The following is an 18,575-nucleotide window of genomic DNA, read 5'->3' on the forward strand; positions in this document are numbered from 1 at the left end:
CAAATGAAACACATGAAAACATATCATTCAATGACTCATGATACAGATCTTGGACCAATTGTGATTGAAGGACCATTATCTTCCAATGAGCTAGGCCACTTTAAATTCCATGAGCAGCTAACCGCATTCCGACCCGCTGACAAGCAATTCGCTGCTTTAATGGGCATTGCTGATTTCCCCGAAGGTCGAATTCTTGTCGCAAGAGCAGGGGATACCATTGTTGGTTATGTCACCTATTTACATCCAGATCCACTGGAAAGATGGTCTGAGTTCAATATGAAAGATTTAATTGAGTTGGGTGCCATTGAAATCATACCAGCATATCGAGGGGCAAGAGTTGCATCCAATCTACTAAAACTTTCTATGATGGATGATTTTATGGAAAATTACATCATAATATCCACTGAATATTATTGGCATTGGGATTTGGATGGTACTAACCTAAGCATCTGGAATTATCGAAAAGTAATGGAAAAAATGATGGCCACTGGAGGCTTACTACCTGCACCAACAGACGATCCAGAAATCATTTCTCATCCTGCTAATTGTCTGATGGTACGTATTGGTAAAAATGTACCGGAAGAATCGGTTGAACAATTTGATAAACTACGCTTTTTAACAAGACATAATCATCGAAAAATGAGAGAGGGTTTATAAGATGCTTGTAGAAGATATTATGAGAACAGATGTCATTACACTACCTCCGACGGCAACCATTGCAGAAGCATTGCTATTGCTTAAGGAGAACAAAATTAGACATATCCCAATTGTAGATAATGATAAGCATGTCATTGGAATTGTATCTGATCGAGATGTAAGGGATGCAAGTCCTTCTACTTTCCTTACAGATGCAGACAGCAGTGAATTAAATAATGAAATTCAAGCAATTATGAGCCATCCCGTAATTACGATTCACCCGTTGGATTTTGTTGAGGAAATTGCTGCCATTTTTTACGATAGAGAAATTGCATGTCTTCCCATTGTCAGTAATCAAATACTTGTTGGTATCGTTACGGAAAAAGATATGCTCTATACGTTAATTCAATTAACTGGCACAAATGTTCAAAGCTCTCTAATACAGGTTAAAGTTCCCGACCGTCCTGGAATGCTTCCAAAAGTAACTGCTATTTTCGGCAAAAGAAATACAAATATTGTTTCTGTTCTGGTTTATCCTTATCAAAATGACCCAGATTATAAGATTCTTGTATTCCGAATCCAGACACTCAATCCAATGCCAGTTATTCAGGATTTGCGTGAAGCTGGGTATCCATTATTGTGGCCGAATAATATTTCGGAGCCAAAACGATGAGTACGAATGCAGGTTTTGTGTTTTCTAATGACTTCCTGACCTATCGATTTAATGAGGATCATCCATTCAATCACAAAAGAGTCTTACTTACGAAGGAATTATTGGAAACAAACGATACATTAAAAGAGATTGATATTATTCCACCGAGAATGGCCACAGTGGAAGAACTTTCTCTTTTTCATGATAATGAATATATCCAGACCGTTAAACGTGCAGGCAGTGGTAATTTAAGCGACGATGAAGGGTCTGAATATGGTTTGGGGACAGAAGATACTCCAATCTTTCCAAACATGCATGAAGCCAGCAGTTATCTTGTTGGAGGAACATTGACTGCTGTTGATGAAGTACTTGGTGGAAAAAGAGACCATGCCTTAAATCTAGGTGGTGGGCTTCACCATGGTTTTCAAAAAAAAGCATCTGGATTCTGTATTTACAATGATAGTGCTGTTGCCATTAAATATATTCGAAAAAAATACGACCTTAAAGTATTGTATGTAGATACAGATGCACACCATGGAGATGGTGTACAATGGGCATTCTATGATGATCCGAATGTCTGCACATTCTCCATTCACGAAACAGGCAGATATCTATTTCCTGGAACTGGTAATGTTAATGAACGTGGCATTAAAAGTGGACATGGTTATTCTTTTAATCTACCAATTGATGCATATACTCAGGATGAATCTTTTTTAGATGTTTATGAAACCGCATTCAGAGAAATAGCTGCCTTTTTCCAGCCAGACGTTATTATTACACAGAACGGTGCGGATGCACATTGTTTTGACCCATTGACACATCTTTGTGGAACAATGCATATTTATGATAGGATTCCTCTTATAGCACATGAAATAGCACATCAATATTGTAATGGGAAATGGATTGCAACAGGTGGTGGCGGATATGACATGTGGCGCGTTGTACCCCGTGCATGGGCGCAGGTTTGGAATGTAATGAAAACAGGTGAACCCGCCAAAGGGATTATTCCTAAAGAATGGATTGCAAAGTGGCAAACTGAATCACCTATTGATCTTCCATTATTTTGGCATGACACCGATGAAGCAATACCACATATTCCTAGAAAGGCAGAAATAACAGAGAAAAACTCTAAATTATTGCAAAACCTACTAAAATATACAAAGATAATAAAGTGAAAGATTTGGTAGAGGATGTTCAAAAAGACCGGTAAAAATGACATATCGAATTTCGCATGAATGCTTGCTTTGCCGTTACTCATGTATTATTTGCATACGCCCGAATAGAATTCTGCACCTCCGTCTACAAGCGTATTCGGGGAAGAAGATTCCTCGGTGCAAGAAAGCGTTGAAGCAAATTCACTGAAGTAGGCTCGCCGCCTCGAACTTCGACGCAAAGGACGTGCTAGTATCGGCGTTGCTCCAAAGCTTTTCGGTGGAGCGAGCATCCGCAGTCCCAAATGTTTTCGGTGGGACGAGTAACCGCAGTCCCAGGACGCCTGAGAACTTAGCCGACCTTGGTCCTTTTTATCCTCCTTTTTGAACACGCTATGTTAGAAGGCATTAAAAAGGAGCTGATTAGTTTTCAGCTCCTTTTTCAATAGCAGTTTCCAAGATTACAATTTCAACACGTCGATTCTGACTCCAGCTTTCAGGCGAATTGGGTACAACTGGTCTTGTGTCAGCATAACCCACGGTTGAAAAGCGAGCAATATCTAATTCATTCTCATTGATTAAGTAACGGACAACACTACTTGCCCTTGCTCCAGACAATTCCCAGTTGGAAGGATAGCGAAAATTAGAAATAGGTCTTGCGTCTGTATGTCCTTCTACTTTAACATTATTCGGAATATCTTGGAACAATATTCCAATTCGGTCAAGAAAAGGCTTCCCTTCATCCAGAATCTCAGCTTCACCTGAGTCAAATAGAATACTTTCCTGAAGTACGAGGACAACACCACGCTCTGTTCGGCTTGCAGAAATTACATTATTCAGTTCATATTCATCCAAATAATTTTCTACGTTATGTACTAAATCTGTTAGAGAATCTTCCTCTTCTTCCGGATTATCGTTATCCGTAATATCGTCCATTTGGGTTGGGGTATCAAATTCATTAGTCATTTCCCCACTTTCCATATGGTCTGTGCTTTCTGTCGGATTTTCTATTGGAACCGGTGAAGGATAAAAGTCAAATATCATCCGATTTTGAAATGATTCAGAAATGGCATCAAACTTAGCGTGATCAATTTGTGACATAGAGAAAAGCAATATGAAAAAAACCAATATAAGTGTAATCATGTCAGAATAGGTAACCATCCACTTTGGTGCTCCACCGCTTTTGTTTCGCCTTATCTCTCTACGCTTCATTTACGCTCTCCCCCACGTAATCGGAACCCTTCAGCTCTTTTCGTTTGGAACCCTTTGGAAGGAATGCACTAAGTTTCTCTTCCAAAACACGTGGATTTTGTCCTGATTGAACACCGATGATTCCTTCAATGATGATTTGCTTTGTAAAGACTTCCTCTTCTGTTTTAGCTTCCAATTTACCTGCCATTGGAGTAAATACTAAATTCGCAAGTACAGTACCATAAAGTGTTGTAAGAAGGGCAACAGCCATACTTGGACCAAGTGTACCAGGATCTGAAAGTGTATTCAACATGAGCACTAGACCGACTAATGTCCCAATCATTCCCCAGGCAGGTGCATATTCGGCAGCCTTTTCGATTAACATTCTTCCTTTATAATGCCTATCTTCCAATGCTGTAATTTCAGCATTCATGATATCTGAGATAACTTCTGGTTCGATACCGTCAACTGCAAGCAGAACTCCTTTTTTAATGAATGGATCCTCCATATCTTCCACTTCACTTTCCAGAGCAAGGAGACCCTCTCTTCTGGCACGCTCAGACAAGCGGATAAAAAGCTGAATCAACTCTGGTAGTTGCATATCATTCTTATGGAATGTTTCTTTCAATATGCTACCAGTTAATTTTAACTGTTCCATTTTAAAAGTGATTAACATGGAAGCAATTAAGCCTCCGATGACAATAAAAATAGATGGGATATCTGCAAAAGATGCGATACCATCCGTCCCACTATTTGTCATAATAGCCGTCATAATCATAATAAAACCCAAGGTAATGCCGATTGGAGTTAATATATCACGTTTTCTCATATTCTTTATCTCCCCATAAGCTTCACTAAACAAGAAGGGTTCAAAATGTTACTTACAAAGAAGTTAACGTTTTGAACACTATTTGCTTTACTATTTATATCGGCATTACTTTTGAATTGTTGAGTTTCTATATTCAATTCGATGTGGTAAAACAACATTCTTATCTTCAATTTCTTCTTTATTCATATATTTGGTCAGAAGACGCATGGCAACTGCACCAATATCATATGTTGGCTGTACAATTGTTGTAAGTGTTGGCCTTACCATCGTTGCTAATCTGGTATTATCAAAGCCGAATACTTCAAGATCATCGGGTACATTTAAACCACGGTCTTGTGCACCATGGATAACTCCTAAAGCAAGCTCATCATAGGTAACAAATATAGCTGATGGCTTCTCGTCCAATTCGAGTAATTTCCCCACACCATTAATTCCAGTTTGATAACCATATTCGCCCTCGACAATATAATTTTCATCCACTTCGATATTGGACTCCTTCAATGCACGAATATAGCCATTGTATTTCAATGCATTTACACTCGATTTCGTTTTGCTTGCTACCAATGCAGGCTTTTTATGTCCCTTTTCAATCAAAGACATAGTTGCTTCATATGCTGCAAGCTCATAGTCAATATTAACGGTTGGAATAGTATCAGTTGGATCATATGCAGAAGCAAGTACAACCGGTACCGAAGAAGTCTTAAATTGATCGATATGGTCTTCTGTAAGATTACCGCCCATGAATAAAATCCCATCCACTTGTTTTTCATACATTGTGTTAATTAATTGAAGTTCCTTATCTTTATTCTGATCGGAACTGCTTAAAATGATATTGTATTTATACATGGTTGCAATATCCTCTATTCCCCTTGCAAGTTCAGAGAAAAAGATATTGGAAATATCAGGGATGATTGCACCAACAGTAGTCGTTTTCTTACTTGCCAATCCTCTAGCCACCGCGTTTGGTCGGTAACCTAATCGTTCAATTGTTGCTAAAACTTTTTTGCGTGTCGTTGGTTTTACGTTCGGGTTTCCATTAACAACACGGGAAACAGTAGCCATGGAGACATTTGCCTCTCTTGCCACATCATAAATCGTTATGTTCATCTAAAGTCTACCTCCTAAAAAAATTACAAATCGCCACATCTTCTCCTAATGATACTCTACCATGAAAAAAATTACAAAATTTTTCACTACAAATTTTTATTTTACCATTAAAGCAGGAGCATTATTGTCACAATCTATACGACGTAAGATAAACTTCTGCGACCGCTCTGGGCGGTGACTCCTTAAAATAAAAACCAATTTTCTTACGAAGATGCAAAAGCTGTCGAAGCCTTCCTTGTCCTGCGGGAACAGCACGTGTCCGAAGACCCCACAGAGTGGTTTTCTCTTCGGAGGCTTGAGGCCGTGCCCTAAGGTGCGCATCCGCCCAGAGTGTTTCCGGACGGCAGCATTATGTAATGAAACCTAAAGTTTCTTGGTAATTTATATCAAATACGATTATATTAACAAACATTAATCAAAGAACCTTAATTAAAAAGGACTGATCGTTTATGATCAGTCCCCCATTATTATTTATTTCAAGCGATTTTCGATATCTTTAATCTCTCTGAAAAATTCATCAAAAGTAGGAATATCCATTTGCTGGGCTGCATCAGATAATGCAACTGCTGGATCTGGATGAACCTCTGCCATCACTCCATCTGCACCGATTGCGATTGCAGCTTTTGCTGTCGGAAGAAGCAAATCACGTCTTCCAGTTGAATGTGTGACATCAACCATTACTGGAAGATGTGTTTCTTGTTTTAAAATAGGTACTGCAGAAATATCAAGCGTGTTACGGGTTGCCTTTTCATATGTTCGGATACCACGTTCACACAAAATAATATTCGAGTTCCCACGTGACATAATGTATTCTGCAGCATTTATGAATTCAGCGATTGTAGCTGATAAACCACGTTTTAGTAAAACTGGTTTATTTGTATCCCCTGCAGCTTTCAATAATTCAAAGTTTTGCATGTTTCTTGCGCCAATTTGGATGACGTCAATATAATCGACAGCTTCTTCGATATGGGCTGGGTTAACGATTTCACTTATGACAGCCAAATCATATTCATCTGCAACACGTTTTAAAATTTGGAGACCTTCTACACCAAGTCCTTGGAAGTCATATGGAGATGTTCTTGGTTTGAACGCGCCACCACGGAGCAGTTTTAATCCTTTGCTTTTTACAGACTCTGCCACTGCAGCAACTTGTTCATAGCTTTCCACAGCACATGGTCCAAATACATAACTTGTTTCACCGTTACCTATTTTTTTACCTTTAATATCAATTACTGTGTTCTCAGGTTTCTTTTTACGGGAAACGAGTAATGCTTTACTGTTATCATCTTCCTGTAATTCAAGACTAGCTTTAAAGATTTCCTTGAATATATGTTCAAGTGTTGCCGTTTGGAATGGTCCGTTATTATTATTCTTAATCTTATCCAGCATTTCTCTTTCACGTACCGGATCGAACCTTTTGATGCTCTGTTTTGTTTTCAATTGCCCGATTTGCTGTACTATCTCTGCTCGACGATTAATTAGTCCCAGTATGTCTAAATTAACTTCATCCAATTGTGTTCTTAGCTGTTCCATTTCATTACTCATTTTTCTATGCGCCCCCTGTTACAAATTTTAACTATTTTTAATAATTAGTGACAATTATAGCTAAGTTTCTCTCATTTGTCACCATTAAGTTTATAATAAAGTAAAAAAAGACCGTCACACGTAATGCGAGCGGTCCCTTTTTTTCGATTATTTATTCGTATTTCTTACATTCGTTGGTTTACTTTTTACTGGTGCCTTAGCAGTTTGTTGTGATACCTTTTCTTTTGCCTTTAAGTCTTCATTGTTGGTTACTTTAGTTTGATTATCAACTGTTTTTTTCATTTCCTGTGTTTGTTTTGCCGTATCTTTCTTTACTTCTTGTGACTTTTGCTCAGCGTCTTGTTTTACTTCTTGAGATTTTTGAACAGCATCATCTTTTAATTCTTTTGCCTTCTCTGTAGCATTAGTTGTAAATTCTCCTGCTTTTTGCACTACATTATCTTTCAAATCCTGTGACTGTTTTGTAACTGTTTTAGAGAGCTGTGAAGTTGTGTCCATAGCTTTTTGTCTTAGTTCCGATCCAGTTGTATATGCTTTATCTTTCCAGTTGGTACTTTTTTCCTGTGCAATATCTTTCCATTCTCCAGCACGGTATTTCATTTGACTTGCTCCCTGGTTAATATTGCCTCTTAGCTCTCTGCCTGATTTTGGCGCGAATAATAAAGCAGCAGAAACACCTACCATTGTTCCAACTAGTGTACCGATAATAAAGTCTTTTGTATTAATGTTATTGTTATTCTCTGACATATAATTCCCTCCTATTGGTATTATTTACTTTTTCTCTTATTCCAGTATTCAAAAATGGATGCTCCCCATTTAACGGCCTGTGCAGCCTTTTCCTGATCTTCTTTGGAATTACGGGAGATAATACTTGAAAGCTGTCTAAGCGTCTGATTAAAGTCATTAACAGTATCACCAACACCTTTGGCACCTTCAAAGAGTCCATCCAACTTAGTGGATTTATGATTAATATCATCTGCTAATCGATTTGTTTTATTAAGCAGTTGTGTTGTTTCTGTCGTTACCCCCTGCATTTGCTTTTCCAGACCTTGTAGCGTACCAGATACGTCGTTTAATGTTTGTTTTGTTGCTTTAAGGGTGATGATGGCATATACGACTAACACAACGAAAGCGATAGCGGCTATGATTGCAGCAATATACAACATAATTTCCATTTCCTGTTTCAGCTCCTTTTGTCTATAGTTGTGTAATCTTAAAGTTTATACAGATAAGTACCTTCCAGTCCAAATGAAGCCTATCCTTCTTAAATATTACCCTAAAAATAACGAGTTAAACATATGTAAGATGAAAGTTCATTACCTGTAAACACTATTTATAGTATATCGCTTTCCATTAACAATTTCGACAAATATGATGGAAGTCCTCCCTAGCTTTCAAAAAAACTTCCTTACAAGAAGACAAAAGAACCATCCTTACATTAGGATGGTTCTTTTACAAGTTACTTTACCGAGCTATTCAAGGTGTCTTCATAGGCTTTCTGGAATTTCTGGATATCTCCAGCCCCCATGAAAATCAAGACACTCTCCTTATATTGCTGCAATACTTCTGCATGATTCAATTCAAGTATAGAACAGTCTGTAATGAGTTCTTGTAACTCATTAATTGTTAATTGGCCTTGCTCTTCTCTTGCCGAGCCAAATATATCACATAAATAAGTGACATCTGCTTCACTCAGACTGTCTGCAAACTCCTGTAGAAATGTTTTTGTTCTTGTGAATGTATGTGGCTGAAAAATAGCGACAATTTGTTTGTTAGGATATTTTTTTCTTGCAGATTCAATTGTAGCGGTAATCTCTTTCGGATGATGGGCATAGTCATCAATAATTACCTGATCCCCTAAGTTTTTTTCAGTAAAGCGGCGCTTCACCCCTTTAAATGAATAAAGCTTCTTAATTTCCTCTGCTCCGATACCTTCATAATGGCAAATCGCGATGACTGCTAATGCATTCAAAACATTGTGGTTTCCATACATCGGTATGGAGAATGTGTCATAATACGTATTTCTCACAAACACATCAAATTTGGTACCTGATGGTGTTTCCTCAACGTTCTGCGCCTGGAAATCATTCGTATCGGAAAAACCATAATAAATGACCGGCACCTTCGTATGGATCTTTTGAAGTTCCTCATCATCACCACAAGCGACAATGCATTTTTTTACCAAGTCTGCCATTGATTGAAATGCATCAACTACATCATCAAGACTCGTAAAATAATCAGGGTGGTCAAAATCAATATTTGTGATAATTGCATAATCCGGCTCGTAGCTCAAAAAATGCCGGCGATATTCACATGCTTCAAATACGAAATACTTACTGTCAGCATGGCCGTTTCCTGTGCCGTCACCGATCAGATAAGAAATTGGGAACGATTCATCCAGTACATGGGCGAGCAGCCCGGTCGTTGATGTCTTTCCATGTGCACCTGTCACAGCAATACTTGTGAATTGTTTTAACCATTCACCAAGGAATTCATGATATCTATAAAATCTACAGCCTAGTTTTTTAGCTTCTTGAATTTCTATATGGTCATCTGAAAAAGCATTACCTGCAATAACGGTATATTCTTGTTTAATATTACTCTTTGCAAAAGGTAATATCGGGATATTCTTCTCTTCCAGTACTTCCTGTGTAAAAAATTTCTTTTCTACATCAGACCCTTGTACGGTTTCACCTGAATCGTGAAGAATTTGTGCCAGTGCACTCATCCCTGTCCCTTTAATACCAATAAAATGGTAAGTTGTCATAAACGAACCTCCAACATTGTCCATACAAATGTTTTTCTAAAAAAATTGTATGAAAGGATTTTCACACCGATTTATTATAGCAAAGATTGACTCGGTTTCAAACACTAATGTATTCCATATGAAGAATTAGCAGTAAAAATAGGACTTATTCATTAGGTTTATGATAGTCAACCTTTTCCAGCCGCGGATTTGGTCTGTAACGACGACCCTCTTTTGCTTCTGGACTACCATTGAGCAGAACAAGATCCCCAGTAAATCCGATATTTAGTCTTAGTAAACTGCTTCCTACTCCATACATGTCCACCGGTACATCTGCTTTTTCAAAATCAGTAATTCGGTCCTCGGTAAAACCACCGGACACCATAATTTTGACCTGCGGGAAACCATCTTCATCTAGCGCTTTTCTTAATGCAAACAATAATTCAGGATTTACGCCACGCGGGTCGAATGTCCCTAATAAATGGTGGTTTCTTAGGAAATATTTATCCACAAGTGTACGCGAAGTATCAAGACGGACAGATGTCAGTTTATCACCAAATTCTCTTGCAACTTTCAGTGAATCTGTAATGACATCATTATTATAATCAACCAATGCTGCTAATTCATCTTCTGGGTATAGTTCATGATAGGCTTTAGCTGCTGCTACCGTATCTCCACGAAACATTTGAATTAATGCATGTGGCATCGTCCCCATACCTTCTTTCCCCCACCATTCATTCATGGCATGGGTAGCCTGGGCAGTAGAACCACCGATAAACGCAGCATAACCGTCGCCAGCTTGGGTTGTATAATGATCATCACGATCACCCATAAATATAACTGGCTTCTGCTTCCCAGAGGTCCGTGCAGCTTTTACCACATTGTATACATTTGTTGCCACAGATGTTCTTCTTGCAAGAATTCCATCAATAAGACCTTCTAAATATCCGAACTGCTGATATGCTCCTGAAATCGTAAGTACTGTTTCATATGGAGTAATTTTATCGCCATCTTTTAACGAGTTAATTTCCAGTGTTTCTGGATTATCTGCAAATGTATGTAGTAGTGCAACTGCTTCATCTGCACCACATAAAACCGCATTCTCTTTTTGAAAAAACTGCATGGTCACATAATTATTCGATAATTTTTTTTCAGCAATTTCTTTTGTCTTTAAAAAATATACAGCTGAAAACCAGCCCTCTTTAATACGCTCATCAAATTTAAATGTTTTGTTCGTAAGACGTTGTATATCCCCATTTAGTTTCTGTTCGATTTCTTTCATAACTTTTTTCTCCTTAATGGATTCATGATCTTTTTATCATATAGAATTTTTCATATCCAAACAAATAATTATAACTCATCAAGCTGTGATTGAGTTATTAGAACTTCTCTTGGCTTGCTCCCATTTTGGCCGGAAATGATTCCTTTTGCCTCCAATGAATCAATCAGACGTGCAGCTCTATTATACCCGATTTTGAAATGACGTTGCATTAAGGAGGTACTTGCACTATTATGGCTAAGCACGAATTCAATTGCATCGTCCATTAATTCGTCCTCATCCTCCTCGACATTCATTTGTTCCAACAGCTGTTCTTGTTCAAATAGATAGTTTGGTTCAGCAATGGTTCTAGCATAGCTCGTGACCCTTTCGATTTCTTCATCGGATACAAATGGTCCCTGCAAGCGAACACTTTGTCCGGTTCCATTTTCTACGAATAGCATATCCCCTTTTCCAAGAAGTTTTTCTGCACCACTGGAATCGATAATTGTACGTGAGTCGATTTGGGAAGATACACTGAATGCAATTCTTGTCGGTATATTTGCTTTTATCAAGCCTGTGATAACATCAACGGACGGCCGCTGTGTTGCCAACAACAAGTGAATCCCACACGCCCGTGCTTTCTGAGCGATTCGGCTGATGGAATTCTCGACATCTTGTGGTGACATCATCATTAAATCTGCAAGCTCATCAATGACAATAACAATAAATGGCATTTTTTCATTTCCTCTGCCCTGTTTGATAACTTTTTGATTATAACGCTCGATGTCACGAACACTTTCCTGAACAAACTTCTCATACCGTTCTTCCATTTCATTGACAGCCCATTTCAAGCTCTGTGTTGCAGCTTTCACATCGGTAATCACTGGTGCCACCAAATGTGGAATACCATTATATGGAGCGAGCTCAACCATTTTCGGATCAATAAGCAAAAATTTAACATCCTCATGACTCGCCTTATAAATTAGGCTGATTAGAATCGTATTGATACAAACACTCTTGCCTGAGCCTGTTGCCCCTGCTATCAGACCATGCGGCATTTTCTGTATGTTGGTTATTTTAGGATATCCTTCGATTGTCAACCCTAGCGCGATACTTAATGGTGATTTACTTTCTTTAAAATCATCCGTTTCAAAAATCCCCTGCAAGCCAACCATTTCAGATTTCCTATTTGGAATTTCAATCCCAACTGTATTTTTACCTGGAATCGGTGCTTCAATTCGGATATCCCTTGCAGCCATGTTCAACTTCAGGTCATCGGATAGATTTTTTATTTTACTTACCTTCACACCCATTTCCGGATGCACTTCAAATCTTGTAACAGATGGACCTTGAGTTGCTCGTACTACTTTGGCTCGTACATTAAAGTACTTTAATGTACGAGCTAGGAGTTCCTGTTGCTGATTAACCCATATTTGGTCATCATTACTTTTTTCAATTGGATCATTTAACAGATGATATGGTAAGTAACTTTGTTTCTGTGCTGGTTGTTCATCATCCTGATTATTTTCCACCTGTGCCGATAGTTGTTCTTGTCTTAACTTTTCCCGTTGCGCACGTCGTTTTTTCTCTAGTTTTAGCTTTTCAGCTTGTTCTATTCTTTGCTGTTCTTCTTTTCTATCTCTTTGTTGCTGTTCATGCATAGATTGCTTTTTCTGTCTGTCAAAGAGATTTTTCTTATCCCGTGGTGTCATAATTACGTTAAATGGTTCTGGCTTCGAATCACTTGAAGCTTTTTCATAAGCATTTCTGGTTTCTTTTGAGCTGATTGGATTAATCTTCCTTTTAGCATCGACATCTCGATCGGTAGAGATATCCGTTACTGGTTCCTTTAATTCTTTTTCAACTGGTTCAACTGGTTCAACTGGTTCAACTGTTGCTGCTGCTTCTTTTTGCGGCAATTCGGAAAAATTATTTGGTTCATCTTTTTCGACCTCTTCGTCCTCGTCGGTAATACTTTCCTCCGGTGTTTCTTGTGGCTGTGCATGTTGTTCCGTTTCCAATGGATGAAACGTGTCATCTGGACTATCTGTTATTGTTAAATCCTTCGTTGCAAACTCCATCTCTTGTTCTGAGTCTTTGCGTTGATAGGCAGGAACATCCTCAATTTCCTGTTTCGGTTTTTTATTTTGAAAGCCATAAATCGGTGAAGGCACTTCTGATAGTTGAAAAGGTACATTCGGATCTTTTTTGTATACCTTCCTCCCCTCCCCTGCCATCGGTTCATTATTTGTACGTTTTTCTGTATCTTTTCTTGCTTCCCGCGGCTTTCTCTCTGTACGCTTGTTTTGCATTTTCTGATATGGTGGAAAATCTTCTATTACTTTTGATTGTGGATTTTCTTTTGTTTTCTTTCTTTTCGGTGCGTCCGGAATTACTGGAAAACGAAATGAATTACGTTCCGGATATTGGTACATCATTTTAGCTTTTAATTGTTGGGTTCCACTATTATGGTTGTCCTTTGATTTAACCTCAACAACTTCCTCTACTTCTATTTCTACCTCTTCAGTAAATATATTTTTTATTTTTTTCTTCCATTCATTCCACATTTTCATTCACTCATTTCTATATCCTAAAAATCACTTGTTATCTATTTTAGCAGGTTTTAATTAAATTTGGGAAATATTTGGAAAGACCTTATTAGAAAGTTACTTATCTTACATAAAATAGACTGCTTTCTAGAAGTTTGGGATGGCGATTACTCGTCCCAACCAAAAAAATTGTTTTTCCCCGAAATATATAAACTGCTACATAAGATAAGGAACTTCGGCGACCGCTCTGGGCGATGACTCCTGCGGGAAAAGCAATTGTCCGAAGACCAGAAGTGTGGTTTTCTCGGACATGGCTTTGTGCCGTGCCCCAAGGTCCGCATCCGCCCGGAGCGATCACGGCCGGCGGCAAAAGCGCATGTCTTTGGATAACAGCCAGCAGTTACTTCGCAATTTATCTCAACTTTGATATTTAGAAAGCAACAATTCATTTCGGTGAAATGGGTAACCGCATTCCCCAATTAATCAGGAAGTTAAAAAAACAACCCCTGAATCGATTTATCGAATAAAGGGGTTGTTTTAAAGTATTAAAATACAAATTCTTCGCCTACCGTATAGGAATCATCAAGTACATAGATACCTTTTTCTTGTGGTGCATTAGGCAGTCCAAGTTCCTTTTGCGAACAAATCATACCATTGGATGGAACGCCTCTCAGTTCCGATGGTTTGATTTTCATTCCACTTGGCATGGTTGCTCCAACTTTGGCTACAACTACCTTTTGCTCTGCATCGATATTCGGTGCACCACAAACGATTTGCAATGTTTCACTACCGACATCCACTGTACAAACACTTAACTTATCTGCATTTTCATGTGGATCTTTACGTTTAACATACCCCACTACAAATTTCGCACTCAAATCAAAATCAAGGGGGTCGTTCAAATTATTGGATTCAAAAATCTGTTTAATTTCATCTAAAAAACCTTGCGTTAATTTTATTTTACCTTTTTCCTTAAGATCAAAATGCTTGGAAGCCTGGAAAATGTTATATCCTAGCAGCTTGCCATCTGTAGAAACTATTTTTGTAATATCGCCAAATTTTTCATGTGTGAGCTCATAACGATCTCCATCATTAATTGGAATTAGCAGAACATCACCAATACCATCCGGATTATAAAAAACATCCATTCCTCTATTCCTCCCTAGCTGTTTTCAGGTTTATTTTTTGCAAGAATAAATATAGGTTCCAACTTTTTATCTTCGTAAATAAATGGAAGAGATGTGATTGGAATGCGACCTTCAGCAAAAAACTTCATCGTCATCTGTGCTAAAATATCATAACCCATTTTATTCTGAATGTCAGCAAAAATCAGCACATCCTGGTGTGGTACTGCAACAGTCAGGTCGCCTTTGGCATTTGCCTTCATTTCTTCCAAAAAAGCATCATTTAAAATTCTGCTAGCATCGTAACCATCCTGTGTTGCCACAAAATAAAAATCATTATCTGCCACTCGGTCATGTTTATAATCATGAGATAATGAGCGAACGTTAAATGCAGCTATCTCATCCAATCGCTCTTTTGTCCAACCTTCCCGTTCAAGAAGTTTCTCATCAATGAGGCGATAGGACTTTCCTAAATCAAGCGCATAAAAAATACGTGTTTCCGCTGTATGATCTTTATAAACCAATTTAGCACCGGCTTTTGTTTCTGTCGGGAATGAGGGGGAACGCATAACCGGGAAAATGCTTTTTTCCATACCGGTCAGCTGCTGCTCTTCATTCATGATTCGTAATGCTTCTTTCACGTGCTCCTCAAGCTCATCAATTGCCACTTCACCACGCTGGTTATATTTCACTACCATATTTGGCAATGTAATGTTAATCCCTTGCTTTGAATTCTTCCATTCAACTCGGAAAGTATCGTTATCACGATTAAATGAAGTGTTTAAGTTTTCATTTGCAAGTCGTTCTTCCAATATTTTTCTCAATTTAAAACTTGTCATTTTAGACATCCTGCTACCTCCTGGAACCATTCGAAATCAAGCAGACAAACCGCCTATAAACTGTTCAATTTCCTCTTTTGTTTTACGATCTTTACTGACAAAACGTCCTACTTCTTTTCCATCTGCATATGCCAAGAAGCTCGGAATACCGAATATATCGTGTTCCTGGCAAATTTCAATAAATTCATCGCGATTCACTTCGATAAATTGATACTCTGGGTGTCCTTCAATAATTTCGGGCAAAATAGGTTCAATCACACGGCAATCCGGGCACCAGCCTGCAGAAAAGATAAATATAACTTGTTCATTGTTTTTCAATTTATTAAATTGTTCAACCGTTTCTAGTTGTTTCATAATAGGATCAACTTCCTTTCTTACCCTATCATATCTTTGTTTGGATATCGATTCAATTATCTTGGATTGCATAATCTGATCTTATGCTAGAGTGTATGATGCGGAATTCCGCGATTAGGCAGAATTTATCCGCGAATAACTCATTTATTCCGCGGATTTATGATTTTATCCGCTAATTTACATTATTTTACTATAAACTCATTTATTTGCAATACTTCAATAATTGTTTACTATATATATAGAATCTATTATTTTTGGAGGGATATCGATGGAATTAACTGTTTATCTTGCGGGACAGATTCATAATGTTTGGCGTGGAGAAGTGCAGAAAAAGGCGGAGGAAAAAAAAATTCCTCTAACATTTGTCGCACCACAGACAAACCATGACCGTTCCGATCAAGTTGGGGAAGTTATTTTAGGTAAGCAACCTAGGGATGTATATAAAGATGATGCAGCATCAAGTATCAATAACTTGCGCACACAAGTCTTAATGCAAAAGTCAGACATAGTCATCGCCTTATTCGGTGAAAAATATAAGCAATGGAACACGGCTATGGATGCCAGTGCAGCTATTACAATGAACAAACCAACAATTATTGTGAGACCTGAATCACTTATCCATCCATTAAAAGAATTATCAAATAAAGCAAATGTAACGGTTGAAACAGTCGACCAGGCTCTTGATGCTTTGGCTTATATTTTTGAATAAGTAAGATAGAAGGCTTGAGAGTAGTTTCTCTCAAGCCTTCTATCTTATAGTAATCAACCAGCAGTAACTTCGAAATTATAAAAAGCAACCATCAAACCGCAGTCCCAATCTTTAAGAAAGCAACTTCCAATATTCCCACTGACCGCGCAATAGTTTAACAACATGGGAGAACATCTCCTTACGCGACACAAGATCATTCGTAAAAATTCCTATGGCACCTTCTTTTTTACGAACCTCTTGCTTCCTTGCATAACCATCCATCAAGTCACCGAGTTCCTTTCCCTCTTTCAGACCTGCTTCGATTTCTTTAGGCAAAACAACCCTTGCCCCACTCCCTGTGAAAATGCGTCCATCCGGAGTTACTAATGCACCCCAATTACATAAATACAATTGGTTATCAACATACATGACCCCGCCTTCCAAACCAATTCCGAAAGTGTCAGGTTTCAATTCTGCACATCGTTTTGCTCTATTAATTGCACCCTGTTTAGTCTCCATATCTGAAAAGGGTTGTGCTGCGACACCGGAATGGACATCGAATGACGTAATATAAGCATTCGGGAAAACTTCTGTAACTGCCAAAATTTTGGTAGGATTTTTTGATCCGATTGCAATGTTCAACTTCATCACCTCAGTAAAACAGCTGCCAATCTTAGCAGCAGCTGTTCATCACTTAATATGTTTTTATTTGATCTACCATGTTTTGATCCGTTGATTTAACAAGTTTTACGAGTAATTCTTTTGCTGCTGCATAGTCATCGACATGAATAATTGATGCAGATGTATGAATATACCTAGAGCAAATTCCAATAACTGCTGATGGTACACCATTGCCCGAAAGATGAACACTACCAGCATCTGTTCCACCTTGAGAGACAAAATACTGATATGGAATATCATTTGACTCTGCTGTATCAAGAACAAATTCACGAATTCCTCGATGCGTTATCATTGTACGGTCAAAAATACGAAGCAACGCACCTTTTCCCAATTGTCCAAATGCCTTTTTATCACCTGAAGCATCGTTTGCCGGTGATGCATCCAGTGCATAGAAAATATCTGGTTGAATCATATTAGCAGAAACTTTGGAACCACGTAACCCAACTTCTTCCTGGACCGTCGCACCAGAATATAATTGATTTGGAAGTGTTTCATTTTGCAATTCTTTCAACAATTCAACTGAAAGACCACAGCCATAACGGTTATCCCATGCTTTTGCGAGAATTTTCTTGTTGTTTGCCATTGGTTCAAAAGGCGTAACAGGAACAATGCTGTCACCTGGTTTCACACCAATTTTTTCAACATCTGCCCTGTCATCCGCACCAATATCAATCAGCATATTTTTGATTTCTATTGGCTTGCTCCGCTGTGCATCTGTTAAAAGATGTGGTGGAATGGAACCGATGACACCAATGACAGGTCCATTCGATGTCATGACTTGAACACGCTGCGCGAGCATTACTTGGTTCCACCAGCCACCAAGTGTTTGGAAGCGGATCATTCCATTATCGGTAATTTGTGTCACCATAAACCCAACTTCATCCATATGTCCCGCGACCATGACACGTGGACCCTTACCATGCTTAACTCCAAATACACTACCCAGATTATCCTGGATAATTTCATCGGAATATTTCTCCAATTCGCTTTTCATAAAAGAACGCACAAGATGTTCATTTCCTGGTGCACCTTGAAGTTCTGTTAGATTTTTAAAAAGATCAAGTGTTTCTTGATTCATACTAATCCCTCCGATTTATGTTTATGTAAATTAAGTAGCTTCAATCAGTGTTCAAAGAATTTACCAGACACATTTTAAATTTTACTTCCTTCAGTATAACTGAAAAAATCCAAAACTTTCCACTAATCATATATGTTTAATTTT

Annotated in this window: 18 protein-coding genes; 4 read left to right on the top strand and 14 right to left on the bottom strand. The window is 38.2% G+C overall.

The features are described from left to right. Positions 1–3: 3 nt before the first annotated feature. From BV906_RS02770 to BV906_RS02780, 3 genes are read left to right on the top strand one after another with little or no spacing between them, the layout of a single operon-like run. On the top strand, positions 4–657 hold the full coding sequence (locus BV906_RS02770) for a GNAT family N-acetyltransferase (RefSeq protein ID WP_087971937.1): 654 nt from the start codon (positions 4–6) through the stop codon (positions 655–657). 1 nt (position 658) lies between these two features. Next, complete coding sequence (locus BV906_RS02775) at positions 659–1,309, top strand: acetoin utilization AcuB family protein (RefSeq protein WP_087971938.1); 651 nt, start codon at positions 659–661, stop codon at positions 1,307–1,309. Continuing rightward, complete coding sequence (locus BV906_RS02780; protein ID WP_087971939.1) at positions 1,306–2,463, top strand: acetoin utilization protein AcuC; 1,158 nt, start codon at positions 1,306–1,308, stop codon at positions 2,461–2,463. The genes BV906_RS02775 and BV906_RS02780 overlap by 4 nt, the downstream gene beginning before the upstream one ends. Before the next feature lie 399 nt (positions 2,464–2,862). Here the strand turns inward: BV906_RS02780 and motS are convergent, their stop codons facing one another. The 12 genes from motS to BV906_RS02840 form a co-directional block, all read right to left on the bottom strand. Further along, entirely contained in the window at positions 2,863–3,651 is a 789-nt protein-coding gene (gene motS, locus BV906_RS02785; RefSeq protein ID WP_087971940.1) for a flagellar motor protein MotS, read from the bottom strand. Beyond that, positions 3,641–4,459 carry a flagellar motor protein MotP gene (gene motP / locus BV906_RS02790; protein ID WP_087971941.1) on the bottom strand — a complete coding sequence of 273 codons (819 nt, stop codon included), beginning with the start codon at positions 4,457–4,459 and terminating at the stop codon, positions 3,641–3,643. The genes motS and motP overlap by 11 nt, the downstream gene beginning before the upstream one ends. 105 nt (positions 4,460–4,564) lie before the next feature. Next, complete coding sequence (ccpA, locus tag BV906_RS02795) at positions 4,565–5,566, bottom strand: catabolite control protein A (RefSeq protein WP_087971942.1); 1,002 nt, start codon at positions 5,564–5,566, stop codon at positions 4,565–4,567. Positions 5,567–6,037: 471 nt separating this feature from the next. Next, entirely contained in the window at positions 6,038–7,111 is a 1,074-nt protein-coding gene (locus tag BV906_RS02800) for a bifunctional 3-deoxy-7-phosphoheptulonate synthase/chorismate mutase (protein ID WP_087971943.1), read from the bottom strand. A 147-nt stretch (positions 7,112–7,258) separates the two neighbouring features. Further along, the gene (locus BV906_RS02805; RefSeq protein ID WP_087971944.1) at positions 7,259–7,858 is read right to left on the bottom strand and encodes a YtxH domain-containing protein; all 600 of its coding nucleotides are present in this window, start codon (positions 7,856–7,858) and stop codon (positions 7,259–7,261) included. Between the two features lie 20 nt (positions 7,859–7,878). After that, positions 7,879–8,286 carry a DUF948 domain-containing protein gene (locus tag BV906_RS02810; RefSeq protein WP_087971945.1) on the bottom strand — a complete coding sequence of 136 codons (408 nt, stop codon included), beginning with the start codon at positions 8,284–8,286 and terminating at the stop codon, positions 7,879–7,881. Positions 8,287–8,570: 284 nt separating this feature from the next. Continuing rightward, positions 8,571–9,878, bottom strand: a complete 1,308-nt coding sequence (murC, locus tag BV906_RS02815; protein ID WP_087971946.1) for a UDP-N-acetylmuramate--L-alanine ligase — start codon at positions 9,876–9,878, stop codon at positions 8,571–8,573. 145 nt (positions 9,879–10,023) lie between these two features. Next, a complete protein-coding gene (locus tag BV906_RS02820; protein ID WP_087971947.1) occupies positions 10,024–11,139 on the bottom strand; it encodes a nicotinate phosphoribosyltransferase in 1,116 nt (371 codons plus the stop codon). A gap of 68 nt (positions 11,140–11,207) precedes the next feature. Continuing rightward, a complete protein-coding gene (locus BV906_RS02825; protein WP_087971948.1) occupies positions 11,208–13,685 on the bottom strand; it encodes a DNA translocase FtsK in 2,478 nt (825 codons plus the stop codon). A 527-nt stretch (positions 13,686–14,212) separates the two neighbouring features. Further along, entirely contained in the window at positions 14,213–14,815 is a 603-nt protein-coding gene (gene ytpR, locus BV906_RS02830) for a YtpR family tRNA-binding protein (RefSeq protein WP_087971949.1), read from the bottom strand. Positions 14,816–14,829: 14 nt separating this feature from the next. Further along, a complete protein-coding gene (locus BV906_RS02835; protein ID WP_087971950.1) occupies positions 14,830–15,639 on the bottom strand; it encodes a DUF1444 domain-containing protein in 810 nt (269 codons plus the stop codon). Between the two features lie 27 nt (positions 15,640–15,666). Next, complete coding sequence (locus BV906_RS02840; RefSeq protein ID WP_087971951.1) at positions 15,667–16,056, bottom strand: thioredoxin family protein; 390 nt, start codon at positions 16,054–16,056, stop codon at positions 15,667–15,669. Positions 16,057–16,252: 196 nt separating this feature from the next. Between BV906_RS02840 and BV906_RS02845 the strand changes: the two genes are divergently transcribed. Beyond that, positions 16,253–16,693 (top strand): YtoQ family protein, encoded by a 441-nt coding sequence (locus BV906_RS02845; RefSeq protein WP_087971952.1) that lies wholly within the window; start codon positions 16,253–16,255, stop codon positions 16,691–16,693. 111 nt (positions 16,694–16,804) lie between these two features. Here the strand turns inward: BV906_RS02845 and BV906_RS02850 are convergent, their stop codons facing one another. Further along, positions 16,805–17,314 carry a DUF84 family protein gene (locus BV906_RS02850; protein ID WP_087971953.1) on the bottom strand — a complete coding sequence of 170 codons (510 nt, stop codon included), beginning with the start codon at positions 17,312–17,314 and terminating at the stop codon, positions 16,805–16,807. A gap of 52 nt (positions 17,315–17,366) precedes the next feature. Then, on the bottom strand, positions 17,367–18,431 hold the full coding sequence (locus BV906_RS02855) for a M42 family metallopeptidase (protein ID WP_087971954.1): 1,065 nt from the start codon (positions 18,429–18,431) through the stop codon (positions 17,367–17,369). Positions 18,432–18,575: the final 144 nt, after the last annotated feature.

The sequence above is a fragment of the Oceanobacillus rekensis genome, from assembly GCF_002153375.1.
GTDB classification, from domain to species: Bacteria; Bacillota; Bacilli; order Bacillales; family Amphibacillaceae; genus Oceanobacillus; species Oceanobacillus rekensis.

Coding starts and splice junctions, on each gene's coding strand:
- BV906_RS02770 (WP_087971937.1), top strand. CDS start 4: ATGAAACACATGAAAACATATCATTCAATGACTCATGATACAGATCTT.
- BV906_RS02775 (WP_087971938.1), top strand. CDS start 659: ATGCTTGTAGAAGATATTATGAGAACAGATGTCATTACACTACCTCCG.
- BV906_RS02780 (WP_087971939.1), top strand. CDS start 1,306: ATGAGTACGAATGCAGGTTTTGTGTTTTCTAATGACTTCCTGACCTAT.
- motS (WP_087971940.1), bottom strand. CDS start 3,651: ATGAAGCGTAGAGAGATAAGGCGAAACAAAAGCGGTGGAGCACCAAAG.
- motP (WP_087971941.1), bottom strand. CDS start 4,459: ATGAGAAAACGTGATATATTAACTCCAATCGGCATTACCTTGGGTTTT.
- ccpA (WP_087971942.1), bottom strand. CDS start 5,566: ATGAACATAACGATTTATGATGTGGCAAGAGAGGCAAATGTCTCCATG.
- BV906_RS02800 (WP_087971943.1), bottom strand. CDS start 7,111: ATGAGTAATGAAATGGAACAGCTAAGAACACAATTGGATGAAGTTAAT.
- BV906_RS02805 (WP_087971944.1), bottom strand. CDS start 7,858: ATGTCAGAGAATAACAATAACATTAATACAAAAGACTTTATTATCGGT.
- BV906_RS02810 (WP_087971945.1), bottom strand. CDS start 8,286: ATGGAAATTATGTTGTATATTGCTGCAATCATAGCCGCTATCGCTTTC.
- murC (WP_087971946.1), bottom strand. CDS start 9,878: ATGACAACTTACCATTTTATTGGTATTAAAGGGACAGGGATGAGTGCA.
- BV906_RS02820 (WP_087971947.1), bottom strand. CDS start 11,139: ATGAAAGAAATCGAACAGAAACTAAATGGGGATATACAACGTCTTACG.
- BV906_RS02825 (WP_087971948.1), bottom strand. CDS start 13,685: ATGTGGAATGAATGGAAGAAAAAAATAAAAAATATATTTACTGAAGAG.
- ytpR (WP_087971949.1), bottom strand. CDS start 14,815: ATGGATGTTTTTTATAATCCGGATGGTATTGGTGATGTTCTGCTAATT.
- BV906_RS02835 (WP_087971950.1), bottom strand. CDS start 15,639: ATGTCTAAAATGACAAGTTTTAAATTGAGAAAAATATTGGAAGAACGA.
- BV906_RS02840 (WP_087971951.1), bottom strand. CDS start 16,056: ATGCAATCCAAGATAATTGAATCGATATCCAAACAAAGATATGATAGG.
- BV906_RS02845 (WP_087971952.1), top strand. CDS start 16,253: ATGGAATTAACTGTTTATCTTGCGGGACAGATTCATAATGTTTGGCGT.
- BV906_RS02855 (WP_087971954.1), bottom strand. CDS start 18,431: ATGAATCAAGAAACACTTGATCTTTTTAAAAATCTAACAGAACTTCAA.